The 17664-nt window shown below is 75.3% G+C and carries 16 protein-coding genes and 3 tRNA genes; 7 read left to right on the forward strand and 12 right to left on the reverse strand.

Annotated features, from left to right (window positions below; translation table 11 throughout):
* Positions 1-27: 27 nt before the first annotated feature.
* Entirely contained in the window at positions 28-909 is an 882-nt protein-coding gene (locus ACFSJS_RS24085; RefSeq protein WP_380903864.1) for a diacylglycerol kinase, read from the reverse strand.
* A 439-nt stretch (positions 910-1348) separates the two neighbouring features.
* Here ACFSJS_RS24085 and ACFSJS_RS24090 point away from each other — a divergent pair, with 439 nt between their 5' ends.
* On the forward strand, positions 1349-2632 hold the full coding sequence (locus ACFSJS_RS24090; protein WP_380903866.1) for an adenylosuccinate synthase: 1284 nt from the start codon (positions 1349-1351) through the stop codon (positions 2630-2632).
* Positions 2633-2741: 109 nt separating this feature from the next.
* Here the strand turns inward: ACFSJS_RS24090 and ACFSJS_RS24095 are convergent, their stop codons facing one another.
* Positions 2742-3212 (reverse strand): MarR family winged helix-turn-helix transcriptional regulator, encoded by a 471-nt coding sequence (locus tag ACFSJS_RS24095; protein WP_380903868.1) that lies wholly within the window; start codon positions 3210-3212, stop codon positions 2742-2744.
* Complete coding sequence (locus ACFSJS_RS24100) at positions 3209-3838, reverse strand: DJ-1/PfpI family protein (RefSeq protein WP_380903870.1); 630 nt, start codon at positions 3836-3838, stop codon at positions 3209-3211. The genes ACFSJS_RS24095 and ACFSJS_RS24100 overlap by 4 nt, the downstream gene beginning before the upstream one ends.
* 222 nt (positions 3839-4060) lie before the next feature.
* Between ACFSJS_RS24100 and ACFSJS_RS24105 the strand changes: the two genes are divergently transcribed.
* Positions 4061-4744 carry a GntR family transcriptional regulator gene (locus ACFSJS_RS24105; RefSeq protein WP_380903872.1) on the forward strand — a complete coding sequence of 228 codons (684 nt, stop codon included), beginning with the start codon at positions 4061-4063 and terminating at the stop codon, positions 4742-4744.
* A 62-nt stretch (positions 4745-4806) separates the two neighbouring features.
* A complete protein-coding gene (locus tag ACFSJS_RS24110) occupies positions 4807-5457 on the forward strand; it encodes a hypothetical protein (protein ID WP_380903874.1) in 651 nt (216 codons plus the stop codon).
* Positions 5458-5495: 38 nt separating this feature from the next.
* Here ACFSJS_RS24110 and ACFSJS_RS24115 read toward each other — a convergent pair whose 3' ends face one another.
* Positions 5496-6239 (reverse strand): SLATT domain-containing protein, encoded by a 744-nt coding sequence (locus tag ACFSJS_RS24115; protein ID WP_380903876.1) that lies wholly within the window; start codon positions 6237-6239, stop codon positions 5496-5498.
* A 302-nt stretch (positions 6240-6541) separates the two neighbouring features.
* Here ACFSJS_RS24115 and purD point away from each other — a divergent pair, with 302 nt between their 5' ends.
* The 4 genes from purD to ACFSJS_RS24135 all read left to right on the forward strand — a co-directional run bounded on the left by purD (position 6542) and on the right by ACFSJS_RS24135 (position 12445).
* Positions 6542-7798 (forward strand): phosphoribosylamine--glycine ligase, encoded by a 1257-nt coding sequence (purD, locus tag ACFSJS_RS24120; protein WP_380903878.1) that lies wholly within the window; start codon positions 6542-6544, stop codon positions 7796-7798.
* Positions 7799-8015: 217 nt separating this feature from the next.
* The gene (locus ACFSJS_RS24125) at positions 8016-9713 is read left to right on the forward strand and encodes a hypothetical protein (protein WP_380903880.1); all 1698 of its coding nucleotides are present in this window, start codon (positions 8016-8018) and stop codon (positions 9711-9713) included.
* Between the two features lie 215 nt (positions 9714-9928).
* On the forward strand, positions 9929-11407 hold the full coding sequence (locus tag ACFSJS_RS24130; RefSeq protein WP_380903882.1) for a N,N-dimethylformamidase beta subunit family domain-containing protein: 1479 nt from the start codon (positions 9929-9931) through the stop codon (positions 11405-11407).
* A gap of 123 nt (positions 11408-11530) precedes the next feature.
* Complete coding sequence (locus tag ACFSJS_RS24135) at positions 11531-12445, forward strand: phosphoribosylaminoimidazolesuccinocarboxamide synthase (protein ID WP_380903884.1); 915 nt, start codon at positions 11531-11533, stop codon at positions 12443-12445.
* 109 nt (positions 12446-12554) lie between these two features.
* Here ACFSJS_RS24135 and ACFSJS_RS24140 read toward each other — a convergent pair.
* From ACFSJS_RS24140 to ACFSJS_RS24175, 8 genes are all read right to left on the reverse strand, one after another.
* Positions 12555-12627 (reverse strand) — tRNA-Gly (locus tag ACFSJS_RS24140).
* A gap of 55 nt (positions 12628-12682) precedes the next feature.
* On the reverse strand, positions 12683-13327 hold the full coding sequence (locus ACFSJS_RS24145) for a response regulator (protein WP_380903886.1): 645 nt from the start codon (positions 13325-13327) through the stop codon (positions 12683-12685).
* On the reverse strand, positions 13324-14643 hold the full coding sequence (locus ACFSJS_RS24150; RefSeq protein ID WP_380903888.1) for a sensor histidine kinase: 1320 nt from the start codon (positions 14641-14643) through the stop codon (positions 13324-13326). The genes ACFSJS_RS24145 and ACFSJS_RS24150 overlap by 4 nt, the downstream gene beginning before the upstream one ends.
* 98 nt (positions 14644-14741) lie before the next feature.
* A complete protein-coding gene (locus ACFSJS_RS24155; protein ID WP_380903890.1) occupies positions 14742-15560 on the reverse strand; it encodes an ABC transporter permease in 819 nt (272 codons plus the stop codon).
* On the reverse strand, positions 15557-16561 hold the full coding sequence (locus tag ACFSJS_RS24160) for an ABC transporter ATP-binding protein (protein WP_380903892.1): 1005 nt from the start codon (positions 16559-16561) through the stop codon (positions 15557-15559). Before ACFSJS_RS24160 ends, ACFSJS_RS24155 begins: the two co-directional genes overlap by 4 nt.
* A 148-nt stretch (positions 16562-16709) precedes the next feature.
* A tRNA-Gly gene (locus ACFSJS_RS24165) sits at positions 16710-16782 on the reverse strand.
* Positions 16783-16853: 71 nt separating this feature from the next.
* Positions 16854-16928, reverse strand: a tRNA-Gly gene (locus ACFSJS_RS24170).
* A 113-nt stretch (positions 16929-17041) separates the two neighbouring features.
* Entirely contained in the window at positions 17042-17359 is a 318-nt protein-coding gene (locus ACFSJS_RS24175) for a histone-like nucleoid-structuring protein Lsr2 (RefSeq protein ID WP_380903894.1), read from the reverse strand.
* Positions 17360-17664 lie beyond the last annotated feature (305 nt).

Genomic DNA, 17664 nt, shown 5'->3' on the forward strand with positions numbered 1-17664 from the left:
CCCCCGTCCGGCCCGGTAGGCGGGCCGTCAGGAACCGGGCGGTGCCTGGCGCTGCGGGAGGACGGGCGGCGCGGGCGGATCGGCCGGAACGGTCAGGCACAGCGCCGAGGGGTGGGCCGTCCAGGTGCGGGTGAGGACGGGGCCGGAGACCACCGCGTCGGCCCGGTAGCGGAAGTGCGGCCCGGACACCGTCACCGTCCGCGCCCGCACCCGCAGCGGACCGTCCGCCGACCGCTGCCGCACCACCACGTCCGCCAGGCCGCCGTCGCCGGGGCTGAGCGAGACCCGGTCCACCGGGCGGTCCAGGTCGGCCAGCACCACCCCGTCGGCCTCCACGCGCAGCCGCGCCGGCCCCGGGTCCGGGGCCGGCGGCCGGGCCAGGGTGCGGACGAGGGAGCGGTAGCGGTCCAGTGGGCCGCGCGCCCCCTCCCCGCGGTCCCCCGGCTCCTCCCGGGCGTCGCGCTCCCCCTCCCGCACCGGTGGGATGCGCAGGCCCCCCAGCACCACCCCGCCGCTGTCGTCTATCAGCAGGTCGAAGCGGCGCTCACGGCCCTCCAGCACGGTCCGCGCCGCCCGCACCGCGTCCAGCGGCAGCCCCAGCCGTCCGGCCAGCACCACCGATCCGGGCCCTCCCACCGGCACCACCGCCAGCGCGCAGTCCGCGAGCCCGCGCTCCAGGTGCAGCAGCCGCACCGCCCGCAGCAGGGCGCGGTCGTCACCGATCAGCACCGGGCGGCGGCGGCCCCGGCGGGCCAGTGCCCGCGCGGTCTCCTCCGGGCCCTCGGGCAGGCACACCTTCACTCCCGGGGCTCCCGCCGAGAGGACGTCCCGGGCGATCCGTACGGACTCGCCGTCCGCATGGCGGGCCTGGGGGTCGACGAGCACGAGCAGCGGATGCGGAACCGGCACCTCGGTCCTTCCTACGGGTCGTCGCGCCGCTCCGGCGGTTCGGGCCGGAGCGGCGCGAGGCGGGTGGCGTGGGGGGGTGGCGGTGGAACGGTGGAGCGGTGGAGCGGCCGGCCGGGGCCGGCGGGGTGGATCGGAGGTGGCCGGGAGATGGCCGGATCTCGTCGGTGGTCGGAGGGGAGGGAGGGGAAGGGAGAGAGGGGCGGGCGGCGGATCGGGACGGGCGGCGGGTCCGGACGGGGACCGGCCGGGGCGCGGCCGGGCCGCCGCGTTCGCCTCCCGTCGGAGGAGTCCGGTAATCTCTCGGTGCAAGAGCCCCTGCCGCTGTTGCGCCAGGGGCTTCGTCGATTCGGGGCACCGGTCCGACGTTTCTTGGCCAGCGCGGCCGGCGTACGGCCGACACGCACGTTGGACATGCCCCGACCGGAAGGGGTGTACGCCTGTGCCCGCACTTGTGCTGCTCGGGGCTCAGTGGGGTGATGAGGGCAAGGGGAAGGCCACCGACCTGCTCGGTGGCTCGGTGGACTACGTGGTGCGCTACCAGGGCGGCAACAACGCCGGCCACACGGTCGTCGTCGGCGACCAGAAGTACGCGCTCCACCTCCTCCCCTCCGGCATCCTCTCCCCGGAGTGCGTCCCGGTGATCGGCAACGGCGTCGTGGTGGACCCGGCCGTCCTGCTCTCCGAGCTGGACGGGCTCGCCCAGCGCGGCGTCGACACGTCCAAGCTGCTGATCAGCGGCAACGCGCACCTGATCACGCCGTACCACACGACGATGGACAAGGTGACCGAGCGCTTCCTGGGGAAGCGGAAGATCGGCACCACCGGGCGCGGCATCGGCCCGACGTACGCCGACAAGATCAACCGGGTGGGCATCCGCGTCCAGGACCTCTTCGACGAGTCGATCCTGCGGCAGAAGGTCGAGGCGGCCCTCGACCAGAAGAACCAGGTCCTCGCCAAGCTCTACAACCGCCGCGCCATCCTCGCCGACCAGGTCGTCGAGGAGCTGCTGGGCTACGCGGACAAGCTGCGCGACTACGTCTGCGACACCACGCTGCTCCTCAACGAGGCGCTCGACCAGGACAAGGTCGTCCTCTTCGAGGGCGGCCAGGGCACGCTGCTGGACGTGGACCACGGCACGTACCCCTTCGTGACCTCCTCCAACCCGACCGCGGGCGGTGCCTGCACGGGCTCGGGCGTGGGGCCGACCAGGATCAACCGCGTCATCGGCATCCTCAAGGCGTACACCACGCGGGTGGGCGCCGGCCCGTTCCCGACCGAGCTGTTCGACGAGGACGGGGAGAAGCTGCGCACCATCGGCGGCGAGCGCGGCGTCACCACCGGCCGCGACCGGCGCTGCGGCTGGTTCGACGCCGTGATCGCCCGGTACGCCACCCGCGTCAACGGCCTCACCGACTTCTTCCTCACCAAGCTCGACGTCCTCACCGGCTGGGAGCAGATCCCGGTGTGCGTGGCGTACGAGGTCGACGGCCGGCGGGTGGACGAGCTGCCGTACAGCCAGACGGACTTCCACCACGCCAAGCCGGTCTACGAGATGCTGCCGGGCTGGTCGGAGGACATCTCCCGGGCCAAGACCTTCGAGGAGCTGCCGAAGAACGCGCAGGCCTACGTGAAGGCGCTGGAGGAGATGTCCGGCGCGCCGATCTCCGCGATCGGCGTCGGTCCGGGCCGCGACGAGACGATCCAGATCAACTCGTTCCTCTGATCCCCGCGCCCCGGCTCCGGCCGGGGCGGGGCCGGACGACGGGCGGGGGCGTGCCGTGCTGCGACGGCGCGCCCCCGCCTGCGTTCCTCCTCCGGAGCGCGCCCTCGGCTCACGCCTTCGGCGTCCCGCCCGGTGCCACCGGGGCGTCCAGCGAGTCCAGGGCCGCCGACAGCCGCTCCAGTGCGTCGCGCACCCGGGCGAACTCCTCCTCGCCGCCCAGCGCCTCGCCGAGCCGGGCGGCGAACTCCGCGTGGCCGGGGCCGATCAGGGCGATCGCCGCGCGCCCCTCCCGCGTGGGCGCGAGCAGCTTGGCGCGGCGGTGTGCGGGGTTGGGCTCGTAGGCCGCGAGCCCCCGCTCGACCAGCAGGTCCGCCACCCGCTGCACGCTCTGCCGGGTGACGCCCATGGCCCGGGCCACCCCGGAGACCGGCAGCGGCTCGCGCAGCACCGCGCCCAGCACCTGCCACCACGCGGCGGTCAGTCCGGCGGGCCGGGCCAGCCGCTCGGCCGCGGAGAGGAACTGGCCGTTGAGCCGGAAGACGGCCAGCGCCGTCCCCGACAGCAGGTCGGGAGCGCTCATGCCGCCCCGCCGTCCCGCCCGTCCCCGGCACCGGCGTCGTGGGAGGCCAGCACCTCGTACGCGGCCGCGTCGGAGTGCCGGAAGAGCCGGAACCAGGCGTCCAGCACCTCGGGCGGGTAGACCTCCAGCCGGGCCATGATCTCGCGGGCGAACGCCACCGGCTCGGTCGGGCCGGCGGTGATCAGGTCCCCGTCGGTCACCGCGTCGGCCTCGCGGTAGTGGGCGCCGCCCCGGTAGCCGGTGGCGGCCAGCACCCCGGCGGCCGCGCCGGTGTGCGGCCGGTCGTCCAGGAGCCCCTCCCGGGCCAGGCCGGTCACGGCGCCGCAGATCGCCGCGACCGGTACCCCGGCGGACAGGAAGCGGCGGGCCGCCGCGGCGAAGGGCGGGAGGACGGTCTCCCAGGCGTCCGCTCCCGGCAGGACGAGCATCGCGCTGTCCTCGGGGCGCAGTTCGGCGATGGACAGGTGGGGCTCGACGCGCATGCCGCCCATGCTGACCACCGGCTCGCCGCTCTCGCCGACGTACACCACCCGGTATCCGGCGCCGGCCGTCGCGGTGGCCGCGTAGGCGGCCTCCCAGTCGGCGAAGGTGTCGTAGACGGCGACGTGCAGGGTCTTGCTTCCCATGGCTCCTCCTCGGGCCGGACCCGGCATCTATGACAACATCCTGTCATTTAGTCAGGATGCTGTCAATGTTCGCCGGGTTAGGCTACCCCCGGAAACCGGCCGGTGCCGGAGGCCGGGGAGACGGGCCGGGAGGCACCGGCCGCCAGACGCAGGACCGGGAGGCGGAGCACGGATGAGCGGCAGAGCCGGCGCCCGGACGGTCCGGGCCGCGAGGAGGAGGCCGTGATCCGGCGCAGTACGCTGCGCGCGCAGATCGCGGACGCGCTGCGCGACGAGGTGCTCTCCGGGCGGCTCCCGGCGGGCAGGGGCTTCACCGTCAAGGAGATCGCCGAGCAGTACGGCGTCTCCGCCACGCCGGTGCGCGAGGCCCTCGTCGACCTGTCCGCGCAGGGCCTGCTGGACGTGGAGCAGCACCGCGGCTTCCGCGTCCACGTCTTCACCCCCGACGACTACCGGGCCATGGTGGAGGCCCGCGCCCTGGTCACCGAGTCCGTCTTCGCCCGCGCCGCGTCCCCCGTCACGCCCCCCGACCCGGACGACGAGCGGCTGGTCTCCGTCCGCCGCCGCGCCGAGGCCGCCGAGCGGGCCGCCCTGGCCGGCGATCTGGACGTGCTCATCGGCTACGACCTGCGCTTCTGGCGCGAGCTGGGGGACCTGGTCGGCAACCCCTACATAGCGGAGTTCCTCGACCGGCTGCGCGTGCAGTGCTGGGTCTTCGTGGTGCCCCACCTGCGCGGGCACCCCGGGCTGCGGGACTCGCTGTGGGCGCAGTACCGCGAGCTGGTCGACGCGGTCGAGCGCGGGGACGCCGAGGCGGCCGGACGCATCGTCGCCTCCTCCAACGAGTACGCCGCCGCACTCGTCGAAAAGCTCGGCCGAACGGCACTACGCTGTTCCGGCCGGTGACCGCCGCCGGTGCGGGCCGGCCGCCCCTCCGCCCGCCGTCCGTCCCGCGAAGGAGAGCCCCGTTGGCCTGTGACCTCTGGCTGGTACCGCTCGTGGACGTGCTGTGCCACAGTCCCGGAAACCCCTTCGCCGAGGAACTCGCGGTGTACGACAGGGCGCTGAGCGCGGCCGGGCTGCCGCCGGTGCCCGTCTACGGCTACGTGCCCGGCCTGTCGGGGGACGTGGCGCCCGTCGCCGGTTTCGACTACGACGCGCTCCACTTCCTGCGCCGCGCCCACCTCCTGCAGCTGTGCGGCCTGGAGGTCACCCCGGTCGACGCGCTCGGCGGCGACTACGAGCAGCTGCTGGAGATGTTCGCGCCCACGGCGCAGCAGTCGCACCTGGTCTGGCACTACGACCACGCGGGCGCGTACGTCCCGGTCGACTTCGCCCACCCCCTCTCCGACGAGGAACTGCTGGCCGGCGGGGGCCCGCTGGGCTCCAGCCACGGGCTGCTGCGCGAACTGGAGGCGGTCGCCCCCCACCTGGGCATCGACCCGTCCAATCCGCCGCCCGCCCCGGCGCCGCCCGCCCGCCCCACGGAACTGGACGAGCCGGCCGCCCCGATCGGGCACGACGGCGGGCCCTTCGCCCGCGAGCGGCACGTGTGGCTGGGGCTGCACGCGGCGGCCACCCGGAGCCTGGCCCAGGGTTCCATGATCGTCTTCAGCTGACCCCGGCGGCCGGAGCGCCGCCCCGGCCGCCGGCACCGTCAGCGCGGCCCCTCCGGGGGCCGCTGCCGCGGCATGGTCGGACGCACGCCGGGCGGCATCGCGAAGCGCGACGACCGGTCGGGCGAGGCGGCGCCCTCGGCGCGCGACCGCCAGGAGGACGCGGTCAGCGACTGGGTGTGCAGCGGCGCCGGACCGGAGCGGAACTCCGCCATCCAGACGGCCGTCTCACCCCGCACCAGCTCGGTCACGTCCTCCGAGAACCGCCGCAGCACCCCCAGGCACCGCTCGGCGGCCTCGCTCGCCGTGCCCTCGGTGGGACCCAGCACCTCGCGCACGCACTCCGACGCCCAGTCGTACTGGAGCACCTCCAGCCGGCGCTGCACCGCCTGCGCCGTGGCCATGTCGCGCATCCAGCCCGAGGTCACCCCGAAGAACCGGTCGCACCCGGCGCACACGACGGCCCCCAGCAGGGCGAGGAAGGACCACGCGGCCGCGCCCGGCACGGCGCCGGCCAGCTCCAGCAGCGGCAGCGCCGCCCCGGCCGCCGCCCCGGCGACCGTCCCGGCGCGCAGCACCCTGGCGGCCCGGCGCTTGCGGACCCGGTCGGCCAGGTACCACTCGGCGGTGCGCAGGGCCTCCTCCTCCACCCACCGGTACAGCTCGTCCAGCCGCTCGGCGGGCTCGCCCCAGTCCCCCAGCGGGAACGGCCGTCCGAGCAGGTCCCCGTGCCCGTCCCCCCCAGTGCCGCCGCCCGAACCGGGACGCATATCCGGCTGACTCACCCGCCACTCCCAACAAAGTCCTCGCTCGGACCACTCTCGGACCGGACCTCGCGGACCGCTTGCGGCCCCTTCCTACCCCCCAGAAGGGGGAGACCTCTCCGCCTTCGCGGTATTTCCGCCCATACGTGGCTGCCTTCTGGGTATACAGGCCCTCCCCTCTCACCCGGACGGGTGAGAGCGTGCCGCGGTTGCCGCGCGCCCCTGGCGGTTGTCACGCGCCCGTATCCATCCGCTCCGAGCCGCCCCGTCCGCCTTCCGGGCGGACCGCCGGGGCGGGGCGGCGGATGGATAGGGTGCAGGACGTGAAGGTCCTCGTCATCGGCGGCGGCGCCCGCGAACACGCCCTGTGCCGCTCCCTGTCCCTCGATCCCGACGTCACCTCGCTGCACTGCGCGCCCGGCAACGCCGGCATCGCCGAGGTGGCGACCCTCCACGCCGTCGACCCCCTGGACGGCGCGGCCGTCGCCGCGCTGGCCGGGGAGGTGGCCGCCGACCTCGTCGTGGTGGGGCCGGAGGCCCCGCTGGTCGCCGGGGTCGCCGACGCCGTGCGCGAGCGCGGCGTCGCCGTCTTCGGCCCGTCGGCCGAGGCCGCCCGGCTGGAGGGCTCCAAGGCGTTCGCCAAGGAGGTCATGGCGGCGGCCGGAGTCCCCACGGCCCGCTCCTACGTGTGCACCACCCCCGCGGAGGTCGACACCGCGCTGGACGCCTTCGGCCCCCCGTACGTCGTCAAGGACGACGGCCTGGCGGCGGGCAAGGGCGTCGTCGTCACCTCCGACCTGGAGGCCGCCCGCGCCCACGCCCTCGCCTGCGACCAGGTCGTGATCGAGGAGTACCTGGACGGCCCCGAGGTCTCCCTCTTCGCCGTCACCGACGGCGAGTGCGTCGTACCGCTGCGGCCCGCCCAGGACTTCAAGCGCGCCCACGACGGCGACGAGGGCCCCAACACCGGCGGCATGGGCGCGTACTCGCCGCTGCCCTGGGCCGATCCCAAGCTGGCCGACGAGGTGCTGGCCACCGTCCTGCAGCCGACGGTGGACGAGATGCGCCGCCGCGGCACCCCCTTCTCGGGACTGCTCTACGCGGGCCTGGCCATCACCTCGCGCGGCGTGCGCGTGGTGGAGTTCAACGCCCGCTTCGGCGACCCGGAGACCCAGGTCGTCCTGGCCCGCCTGAAGACCCCGCTGTCGGGGCTGCTGCACGCGGCGGCCACCGGGTGCCTGGCCGAGTTCCCGCCGCTGCGCTGGAGCGACGACGCGGCCGTCACCGTCGTGGTCGCCTCCGAGGGCTACCCCGCCTCGCCCCGTACGGGTGACCCGGTCGAGGGCCTGGCGGAGGTCGCGGAGAAGGACGCCCCGCGCGCCTACGTCCTCCACGCGGGCACCCGGCTGGACGAGGAGGGGAGGGTGGTCAGCGCGGGCGGCCGCGTCCTGTCCGTCACGGCCACCGGCACCGACCTGGCCGAGGCCCGCGAGCACGCCTACCGGGCCGTCTCGCGCCTCCGGCTGGCCGGCTCGCACCACCGGAGCGACATCGCGGCGGCGGCGGCCGGGGACGTGTGACCGGGCACCCCGGCGGGCGCAGAAACGCATCCAGCTTTACCCAAAGCCATTCCATCGAGTGACCACTTCCTCATCCGGCTGACGGCCCCGGGGGCGCCGACTAGGGTTCCCGCGGATGGCTCCGGCAAGTGGCCCACCGCACATTGCGATGTCGTTCGACGGTGCCACAGTGAGGGAGTGACGTACGCGGGGGACCGGCAAGGGGGTGAGCGAACCCGTGGCAGTGACGGATGCGGGGGCACGTTCGGCGCGTGACCACGCGCTGGCGGTCCTCCGGGTGCGCGGCACCGCGCTGGGCGCGGCCCTGCTGCCCGCCGCCGTGGCCGTCGTCCTGGTCGCCGGCGAGGCCGCCGGCCGGCTCGGCGACGGCTGGGACGCCCTGCGCTGGACGGTCCTCGCCGTCGCCGCGGTGGTGCTCGCCGCGGCGGCGGGGGTGGCGGCCGTGGTCGCCCGGGCCCGTCCGGCGGTCAGTCCCACGGTGCAGATCGAGGAGGAGGCCGCCCCCGACCTGTACCGGCTGATACGCGACCTCGCCGACCGGATGGACGTGCCGGCCCCCTCGGCCATAGCCCTCACGCCCGACTGCGACAGCTGGCTGGAGGACCGGACGCACGGCACGCGGGCCCGCCGCGGCGGACCGGGGCGGCTCGCGGGCCTCCTCCGGTCCCCGCGGACCCTCCGGTCCGGGGAGCCCCGGAGGTCCGGCGGACCCGCGGGGACCGCCCGGACCGGCGGCGGGACGGACGGCCCCGGCGCCCCCGTGCTCGTCATCGGCTCCCCCTTCCTGTGGTGGATGCGGGTGGCCGAGCTGAGGGCGCTGCTCGCCCCGGTCGTCGCGGGCACCGGCCCCTCCGCGCACCCCGACATCGCCGCCGCGCGGCGCTTCGTGCGCGGCCTGGACGCGGCCGCCGCGGTCGCCGCCGCGGCCGGGGGACCGGCCCCCCGGAGGCTGGCGTACGACGTCGTCGGCTGGGTGGCGCGGTTGCTGCTGCGCGCCGGGGCCGCGCACGCCGCCGAGATGGAGCGCATGGTCGCGGCCGCGGCCGCGACCCGGGCCCAGACGGTCGACTACGGGCTGCGGGTGGTGGCCCAGGAGCAGGTGGGCCTGGCGTACGCCGGCTGGGACCGGCTGCTGACCAGGGTGGCCCTCCCCGCCTGGCGCACGGGCCGCTGGCCCGCCCGGCTGGACGCGGGCGTGGTCTCCGCCCTCACCGAGCTGTCCCGGCGCGACCGGCTGGCCGAGGGCTTCGCCAGCCGGCTCGGCGAGCGCCCCGCCTGCGACCTGCTGGAGGAGCCCGGCGAGGTGGACCGCCGGATCTCCCTGCTGGCGGCCCGCCTCTTCCACGGCGGTCCGGCCGAGCCGGGCCCCGACTGGATGCCGGTGGACTGGGCCCAGTACCCGGAGGAGGTCGTGGACCGCATCTGGCGCTCGGAGGCCGCCCGGCTCTTCGAGGCGCTGTGCGCCACCGAGACCCCCACCCTGGCCGAGCTGATCGACCGGCTGGCGGGCGCGGGGGAGGCGGCCGGCGGCACCGAGGCCCTGGCGGCCCGGCTCGCCCGCGAGGAGGCCGCCCGCGAGGAGGCCGCGCGCGGCCCGGCGCCGTCCGCGCCCCCGCCCGGGGGCGACGGCGGACTCCTGCCGCCGGGCGGTTTCCCGCTGCAGCCGCCGCGCGGCGGCCGGGAGCTGCTGGCCGAGCACATCACGGCCGCCGTGTGCTGCGCGGCCGTGGACACCGCGGGCGCGTCCCCCGGGCTGGACTGGCTGGACGGCCCCGCCCTGTTCGTGGACGGCGAGCGCCGGGCGGATCTGGCCCGGCCGGTCCTCGCCCTGGCCGAGGAGGCCGACCCCCGGCCCCTGCGCGACTGGCTGGCGGCCGTGGGCGTGCGGCCCGACAAGCCCATACGCCTGGTCTGACGGGATCCCCCGCGTACGGTCCGCCCCTTTCGGACCGGACCCGCGCAGCCCGCGGCCTCGCGTGCCCGCGGCTCCCGCCGCACACGCCCCGGTTCCGGCGAACACGCTGCCGACTCCGGTCATTTGGCAACAAGGGGTGACCGGACCTTCGCGTTATGTGATGTGCTGGTCTCTGACACGACCGGAGCGGAGCGCGAGCAGGGAGGGGAGACGCAGTGGGCACGGAGCAGATCCGCCGCTGGGAGTCGGGAGCCCTCGCACACGCGGTCACCGACCCGTTCGGGCAGGGGCCCCTGCCCTGGCTGCGGTGCGACGAGCACTACTTCGACGGCACCGGGCACGTCGTCCCCTGGTACCTGGACCACAGCAGCCTCGGCGACGGCCGGACCCCGCCCCGCGCCGCGGGCGGCCCGCGCGCGTCCGACGACGTGCACTGCCAGATCAAGGGGTTCACCTCCGAGAGCGCCGTCTCCCCCGGGCAGTCCATCGACTTCCGGATCACCGTCAACCCGCCCCAGCCCTTCGGCGTGGACGTCTACCGCATCGGCCACTACGGCGGCGAGGGCGCCACCAAGATCACCACCAGCCCCCGGCTCTCCGGCATCGTCCAGCCCGCCCCGCTCGCCGTCGGCCGCACCGTCTCCTGCCACCACTGGTGGCTCTCCTGGCGGCTCCAGGTGCCGGACTACTGGAGCACCGGCGCCCACGTCGCCGTGCTGACCACCGCCGACGGCCACCGCTCCCACATCCCCTTCACCGTCCGCGACGAGCGCCCCGGCGACCTGCTGCTGGTGCTGCCGGACGTCACCTGGCAGGCGTACAACCTCTTCCCCGAGGACGGCCGCACCGGCGCCAGCCTCTACCACGCCTGGGACGAGCGGGGCCGGCTGCTGGGGGAGGAGGACGCGGCCGCCACCGTCTCCTTCGACCGCCCCTACGCGGGCGCGGGCCTGCCCCTGCACGTGGGCCACGCCTACGACTTCATCCGCTGGGCCGAGCGCTACGGCTACGACCTGGCCTACGCCGACACCCGCGACCTGCACGCGGGCCGCGTCGACCCCTCCCGCTACCGGGGCCTGGTCTTCGCCGGGCACGACGAGTACTGGTCGGTGCCGATGCGGCGGTCCGTGGAGAAGGCCCGCGACAGCGGCACCTCGCTGGTCTTCCTCTCCGCCAACACCATGTACTGGCAGGTGGAGTTGGGCCCCTCGCCCTCCGGCGCCCCCGACCGGCTGCTGCACTGCCGCAAGCGGCGCGGTCCCGGCCGCTCGCTGCGCTGGCGCGACCAGGGCGAGCACGAGCAGCAGGTGCTGGGCGTCCAGTACGCCGGGCAGGTGCCCCGGCCGCACCCGCTGGTGGTGCGGAACGCCCACCACTGGCTGTGGGAGTCCACCGGGGCGGCCGAGGGCGACGAGCTGCCCGGCATGGTCGCGGGCGAGGCCGACCGCTACTTCCCGCGCGCCCCGCTGCCGCTGCACACCGACCGCGTGCTGCTCGCCCACTCGCCCTACGAGGACGCCTCCGGAGCCCGCCGGCACCAGGAGACCTCCCTGTACCGGGCGCCCAGCGGCGCGCTGGTCTTCGCCTCCGGCACCTTCGCCTGGTCCCCGGCCCTGGACCGCCCCGGCCACACCGACCCCCGCATCCAGCGGGCCACGGCCAACCTCCTGGACCGCATCTGCAAGCACCCCTGAGGCCGCCCGGCCGGCGGGGCCGTTCGCGTGGGCCCGGCCCCACCCGACCGTCCGACCCCGACCGGTGGGGAACGGGACGGTGCGGGAGAATCGGGAGTCCTGGACCAAGCCACAGGAGGAGCCGTGACCGGATTCGTCGAAAAGCCCGAACCCCCGCAGGTGCCGGGCCTGGTACACGTGCACACGGGCAAGGTGCGGGACCTGTACCGGAACGAGGCGGGCGACCTGGTCATGGTCGCCAGCGACCGCCTCTCCGCCTACGACTGGGTGCTGCCGACCGCGATCCCCGACAAGGGCCGCGTCCTGACCCAGCTCTCCCTGTGGTGGTTCGACCAGCTCGCCGACCTGGTCCCCAACCACGTGCTCTCCACCGAGCTGCCGCCCGGCGCCCCGGCCGACTGGGAGGGCCGCACGATCGTCTGCCGCTCCCTGCGGATGCTCCCGGTCGAGTGCGTGGCCCGCGGCTACCTCACCGGCTCGGGCCTGGCCGAGTACCGGGAGTCCCGCACCGTGTGCGGGCTCGCCCTGCCCGAGGGCCTGGTGGACGGCTCCGAACTGCCCGCCCCGATCTTCACGCCCGCCACCAAGGCGGAGGTCGGCGAGCACGACGAGAACGTCCCCTACGAGGAGATCGCCCGCCGGGTCGGCGCCGACACCGCCGCCGCGCTGCGCCAGCTCACCCTGGCCGTCTACTCCCGCGGCCGGGACATCGCCCGGGAGCGCGGGATCATCCTGGCCGACACCAAGTTCGAGTTCGGATGGGAGGCGGAGGAGGACGGCGCGGAGCGGCTGGTGCTCGCCGACGAGGTCCTCACCCCCGACTCCTCGCGCTTCTGGCCCGCCGACCGGTGGGAGCCGGGCCGTCCCCAGGACTCCTTCGACAAGCAGATCGTCCGCGACTGGCTGACCTCCCCGGCCTCCGGCTGGGACCGCGGCGGCGAGCAGCCGCCGCCGGAGCTGCCCGCCGAGGTGGTGGAGCGCACCCGCGCCCGGTACATCGAGGCGTACGAGATGCTGACCGGCGCCCGCTGGAGCTGACGCCCGCCCGGCCCGGCCCCTCCGGCCCGGGAGGGGCCGGGCGCGCGGGCCGGCGCGGCGGAGCCGGCACGACGAAGGCCCCGGTCCCACAGGACCGGGGCCTTTCCCGAGCGGACGACGAGGCTCGAACTCGCGACCTCAACCTTGGCAAGGTTGCGCTCTACCAACTGAGCTACGTCCGCGCGCGGAACGTCGCCCACCCCCGCCGGGGGCGTGCTCCGTTCGGTGCGCTGACCACTATAGCCAACCCCGCTCGCGCGCGATGCGCACGGCCGCGTGACGGTTCTCCGCGGACAGCTTCGCGGCGGCCGACGAGAGGTAGTTGCGGACCGTCCCCGGGGCCAGCGCGGCCCGCTCCGCGATCTCCGCGATCGGCGCCCCGTCCGCCGCCAGCTCCAGCAGCTCGGCCTCGCGCGCGGTCAGCGGGGAGTCGCCGGCGCTGATCGCGTCGGCCGCCAACTCCGGGTCCACGTAGCGGTTCCCGGCGTGCACGGTGCGGATGATCTCGGCCAGCCGCTGCGCCGAGACGGTCTTGGGGACGAAACCCCGCACGCCCGCCGCCAGGGCCCGCTTCAGGTGCCCCGGCCGGCCGTGCCCGGTGACGATCATGATCCGGCAGCCGGGGAGCGCGGTCCGCAGCTCCGTGGCGACCGTCACACCGTCCTTGCCGGGCATCTGGAGGTCCAGCACGGCGACGTCGGGCCGGTGGGCCACGGCCATCGCCAGCGCCTCCGGGCCGGAGGCGGCCTCGGCGACCACCAGCAGGTCGTCCTCCAGGGCCAGCAGCGCCGCCAGGGCGCCCCGGATCAGGTGCTCGTCGTCGGCCAGCAGCACCCGCACGGGGCGGACGCCCCCCGGGGCGGCCCCGTCGTGGTCGGTCACCGCTCCGCTCCCCTTCCTCCCTCGTCCCCTCCGGTCCCTCCGGTCCGTCCGGTCCCGCCGCCCGCCGCCGGCCGCAGGGGCACCCGGGCCGCCAGCCGGAAGGTGCCGTCCGCGCCGCGCTCACCGGTCAGCGTGCCGCCCAGCTCCGCCAGGCGCTCGCGGAGCCCGGCCAGTCCGGAGCCGCCCCCCGCGGTGGCCCCCGGCGGGTGCGCGCCGTCGTTCTCCATGACCAGTTCGGCGACCGCGCCCCCGCCCGGGGCGCCCCCCGGTCCGGCCACCCGCAGCCGCACCGCGCACCGCCGCGCGTCGGCGTGCCGCAGCACGTTGGTGGTCCCCTCGCGGACCACCCAGCCCAGGGCCGAGTGGAGCGGGCCGGTCAGCCCGCCGCTGCCGCTGTCCTCGATCCGGCAGTCGATCCCGGCCGCCCGCAGCACCCCGCGCGCGCCGACCAGTTCGGTGTGCAGGTCCGTCTCCCGGTAGCCGCGCACCACCTCCCGCATCTCGCGCTGGGACTCCCGCGCGATCCGCTGGACCTCGGTCATCTGGTCCACCGCGGAGGGGGAGCCGCGCTGCGCGAGCTGCACGGCCAGCTCGCTCTTGAGCGCGATCACCGACAGGTTGCGGCCCAGGACGTCGTGGAGGTCCCGGCTGAACCGCAGCCGCTCCTCGGCCACCGCCAGCCGGGCCTGGGCCTCGCGGGCCTCCTCCAGCTCGTTGACCACCCGCATCGTCCAGCCGGAGCAGCGGTAGGAGGCCCCGAACACGGCCATGCCGCCGAAGGCGGCGCCCGTCTGGAAGCCCAGGTGCTGCGGGGACACCCCGGCCGCCGCCGCGGAGAGCACCGAGCCGGCGAGCACCACCGCTCCCAGCGCGGTGGCCCGCCGGACGGAGAGCACCAGGACCAGCGGGCCGGGGAAGAACATCAGCAGCCAGGTGGCGGGTGCCGCCGCGCCCGGCCCCAGCAGCCCGGTCCCGATCCCGGCGTGGAGGGCGGCGACCCCGCCGACCGCGAGGGCCGCGTACGCCACGGCCGGGCCGTCCGGCCGCCCGGCGGTGCCCAGGTAGTACCGCAGGCCGTCCCGGACCAGCCTCAGGTGGCAGGCGCAGACGGCGGCGTAGAGCACCGCCAGCGGGGCGATGAGCCGGATGTCGTCGTCCCCGCTCCCGGCCACCACCCAGAACCCCAGCAGGGCGGCCTCGGAGACGGCGAAGCTGTAGAGGGTGCCGCGGGTGTACTGGTGGAACCGGTCCGGCCCGCTGGCCCTCCGGAACCTCCTCAGCCAGCCCAGCGCACCGCTCCCGACGGCCACGGCCACGCCCACTCCTTCCTCCGGGGCGGTGCCGGACGCGGCGTCCGGCACCACCGGACGCCCCTCCGGCCGCCTCCCCGGCTGCTCCTGCGGCGGCCTGCCGCTCAGCGGCGCGGTTCCCAGCGGAACCACCGCCGTACAGCAAACACCGAGGCGGCCACCCAGACCACCGCGACCGCCAGGGCGCGCAGCACGTCGCCGGACCCGCCGCCGCCGAGCCAGCCGTAGCGCACCAGGTCGACCACCGGGGTCATCGGCAGGATCCGCAGCACGTCGGCCAGCCCGTCCGGCATGACCTCCAGCGGCACGAACACCCCCGAGCCGACGAAGGAGACCAGCAGCAGCGGCAGCGCGGTGATCTGGGCGCTCTCGGCGGTGCGGGTGATCACGGCCGTCACGGCGGCGGTCAGCGCCATCAGGACGACGCCCAGCAGCACGCCCGCCAGCAGCAGGTCGATCCGCTCGGGCGGCGCCACGTCCAGCAGCGTGGCGCCCGCGGCGACCAGCAGCGCGCACTGGGCCACGGCCAGGACGACCGCGGGCAGCGCGGTGCCGGCCAGGATCTCCCAGTCGCGCACCTCGCCGGTGCGCAGCCGCTTGAGCACCAGCTCCTCGCGGCGGGCGACGTAGGTGGGGATGAGGTTCGTGTAGACGACGAAGATCAGCACCATGGCGATGCCGCTGGTCATCACCAGGCCCGTCACGCTCAGGCCGGTGTCCCCCAGGTTCATCTCGCCGACCGAGGACCGCATGAAGAACACCATGAGGAACGGCATCAGCAGGGCGGTGAACAGGGCGGTGCGGTTGCGCACCAGCAGGGTCAGCTCGGCCCGGGCCAGTGCCCGCACCCGCCGCCAGGCCGCCGCCGCGCCGTCCGCGGTGCCGCCCGCCGCCGCGCCGTCCGCCGTGTGGGTCGTGCTCATCGTGCTCCCGCCTCCGTCAGCCGTGCCGTTCCGCCGGGGCCGTCCGTGCCGTCCGCGCCGTCCGGGTCCTCCTCCGCGCCGCCCCCGTGGGCGATCTCCAGGAAGGCCTCCTCCAGGGACGCCGAGCGGGCGTCCAGCCCCTCCAGCGCCACCTCCTCCCGCCGCGCCCACAGCAGCAGTTCGGTCAGCGCCTCCTGCATCCGCTCGGTGCGCACCTCCACGTGCCGCCCGTGGACGGCCGCGGGCACCGACAGCGGGAGCCGGGCCGGAGCCACTCCCTCGGGGAGCGTGAAGCGGATCCGGGACGGGCGTGCGGCGGTGACCTCGGCGGGGGTGCCGGAGACGACGACCCGGCCCGCCCGCATGATCGCGAGCCGGTCGGCCAACTCCTCGGCCTCCTCCAGGTAGTGGGTGGTCAGCAGCACCGTCGTGCCGCCCGCGCGCAGTTCGCGCACCAGCCGCCAGGTCTCCCGCCGCCCCTCGGCGTCCAGGCCGGTGGTCGGCTCGTCCAGGAAGAGCACCTCGGGGCGCCCGAGCAGCGCCATGGCCAGGTCCAGCCGCCGCCGCTCGCCGCCGGAGAGCTGCTTGACGCGCACGTCCGCGCGCCGGGCCAGTCCGACCGTCTCCAGGGTCTCCGCGACGCCGCCGTGCGCCCTGCTGGTGCAGTCGATCCACATGCGGGCGGTCTCGGCGACGGTCAGGTCGGACGGGAAGCCGCCCTCCTGGAGCATCACGCCGATCCGGGGCCGCACCAGGGCCCGTTCGCGGTAGGGGTCGCGCCCGAAGACGCGCACCCGGCCGCCGCTGGGCTCGGCCAACCCCTCCAGCAACTCGACGGTGGAGGTCTTGCCGGCCCCGTTCGTGCCCAGCAGCGCGAAGACCTCGCCGCGCGCCACGGAGAACGTGACGCCCCTCACGGCCTCGAAACCGCCGCTTCCCCTGGCCGGGCCGTAGCGCCGCCGCAGCCCGCTCACCTCGATGACCTGCTCCCCGATGTCCATGGACCCAGCATGGTGCCGGGCGGAGCGGCGGAGCAGTGCGGGCTGTCACGAGCGTGTGTGACAAATGTCAGAACCCCCCCGCCGCCCGCGGACAGGCGGGGGAACGCACGACGAAGGCCCCGGTCCCACAGGACCGGGGCCTTTCCCGAGCGGACGACGAGGCTCGAACTCGCGACCTCAACCTTGGCAAGGTTGCGCTCTACCAACTGAGCTACGTCCGCGTGCAACCTTCCGGCTTCCACCGGTCGGCGCGCCTTCACTCTACCCGATCCCGGAGGACCGGTGGAGCGAGTGGAGCGGGTGACAGGAATCGCACACTGCGCCTCCCTCTTGGAAAGAGGGCGCTCTACTACTGAGCTACACCCGCGCGACCACCCGGGTTCCGGCCGTTTCCGGCCGCCCCCGGCGGTGTGCTCCAGACTCTAGCCGATCACCCGGGGTCGCTGGCAAGTCGGGACCGCGGCGGGCCCAACGGTGCCCTCACTGGGCCTCGTTGAAGGCCTCGTAGACCTTCTTCGGGATGCGCCCGCGCGGCGGCACCTCGAAGCCGTGGGACCTGGCCCACGCCCGCACCGCGGAGGGGTCCGGCGCGACGGAGGTCCGCTCGAACGTCTTCCCCGAGCGGGCCCGCTTGCGGCCGGCCTGCACGTAGGGGGCGAGGCTCGTGCGGAGTTTCTCCGCGTTCTCACTGCTGAGGTCGATCTCGTACGACTTGCCGTCGAGGCCGAAGGCGACCGTCTCCGATGCTTCCCCGCCGTCGATGTCGTCGGAGAGTGTGACCACCACGCGTTGTGCCACGGATGTCGGTCCTTTCGGGAGGATCGCGGTCGGGAACACCGCGGAAACGTCATCTGACGAGCCGTTGTCCGATGTTCCGGGCGATCGGTTTCAATGCCTTTTCCTTTGTACAGCGGCAGGCATTGTTCGGCGAGGCACCAGAATTCTCACCCATGCGTCGTGCCGCGGACCGGACTTTACTTTTTTCTCTCCGATTCCCGCATCACTTCTCCGGATTTTTCTCGGCTCCGATACCTGAACGTGACCGGGGCCACTCATATCTACGCGAGTAGAATTTTTCGCCCGGTAGGCTGAAGCCGCAGCCT

Source organism: Streptomyces desertarenae, from assembly GCF_042681365.1.
GTDB lineage: Bacteria > Actinomycetota > Actinomycetes > Streptomycetales > Streptomycetaceae > Streptomyces > Streptomyces desertarenae.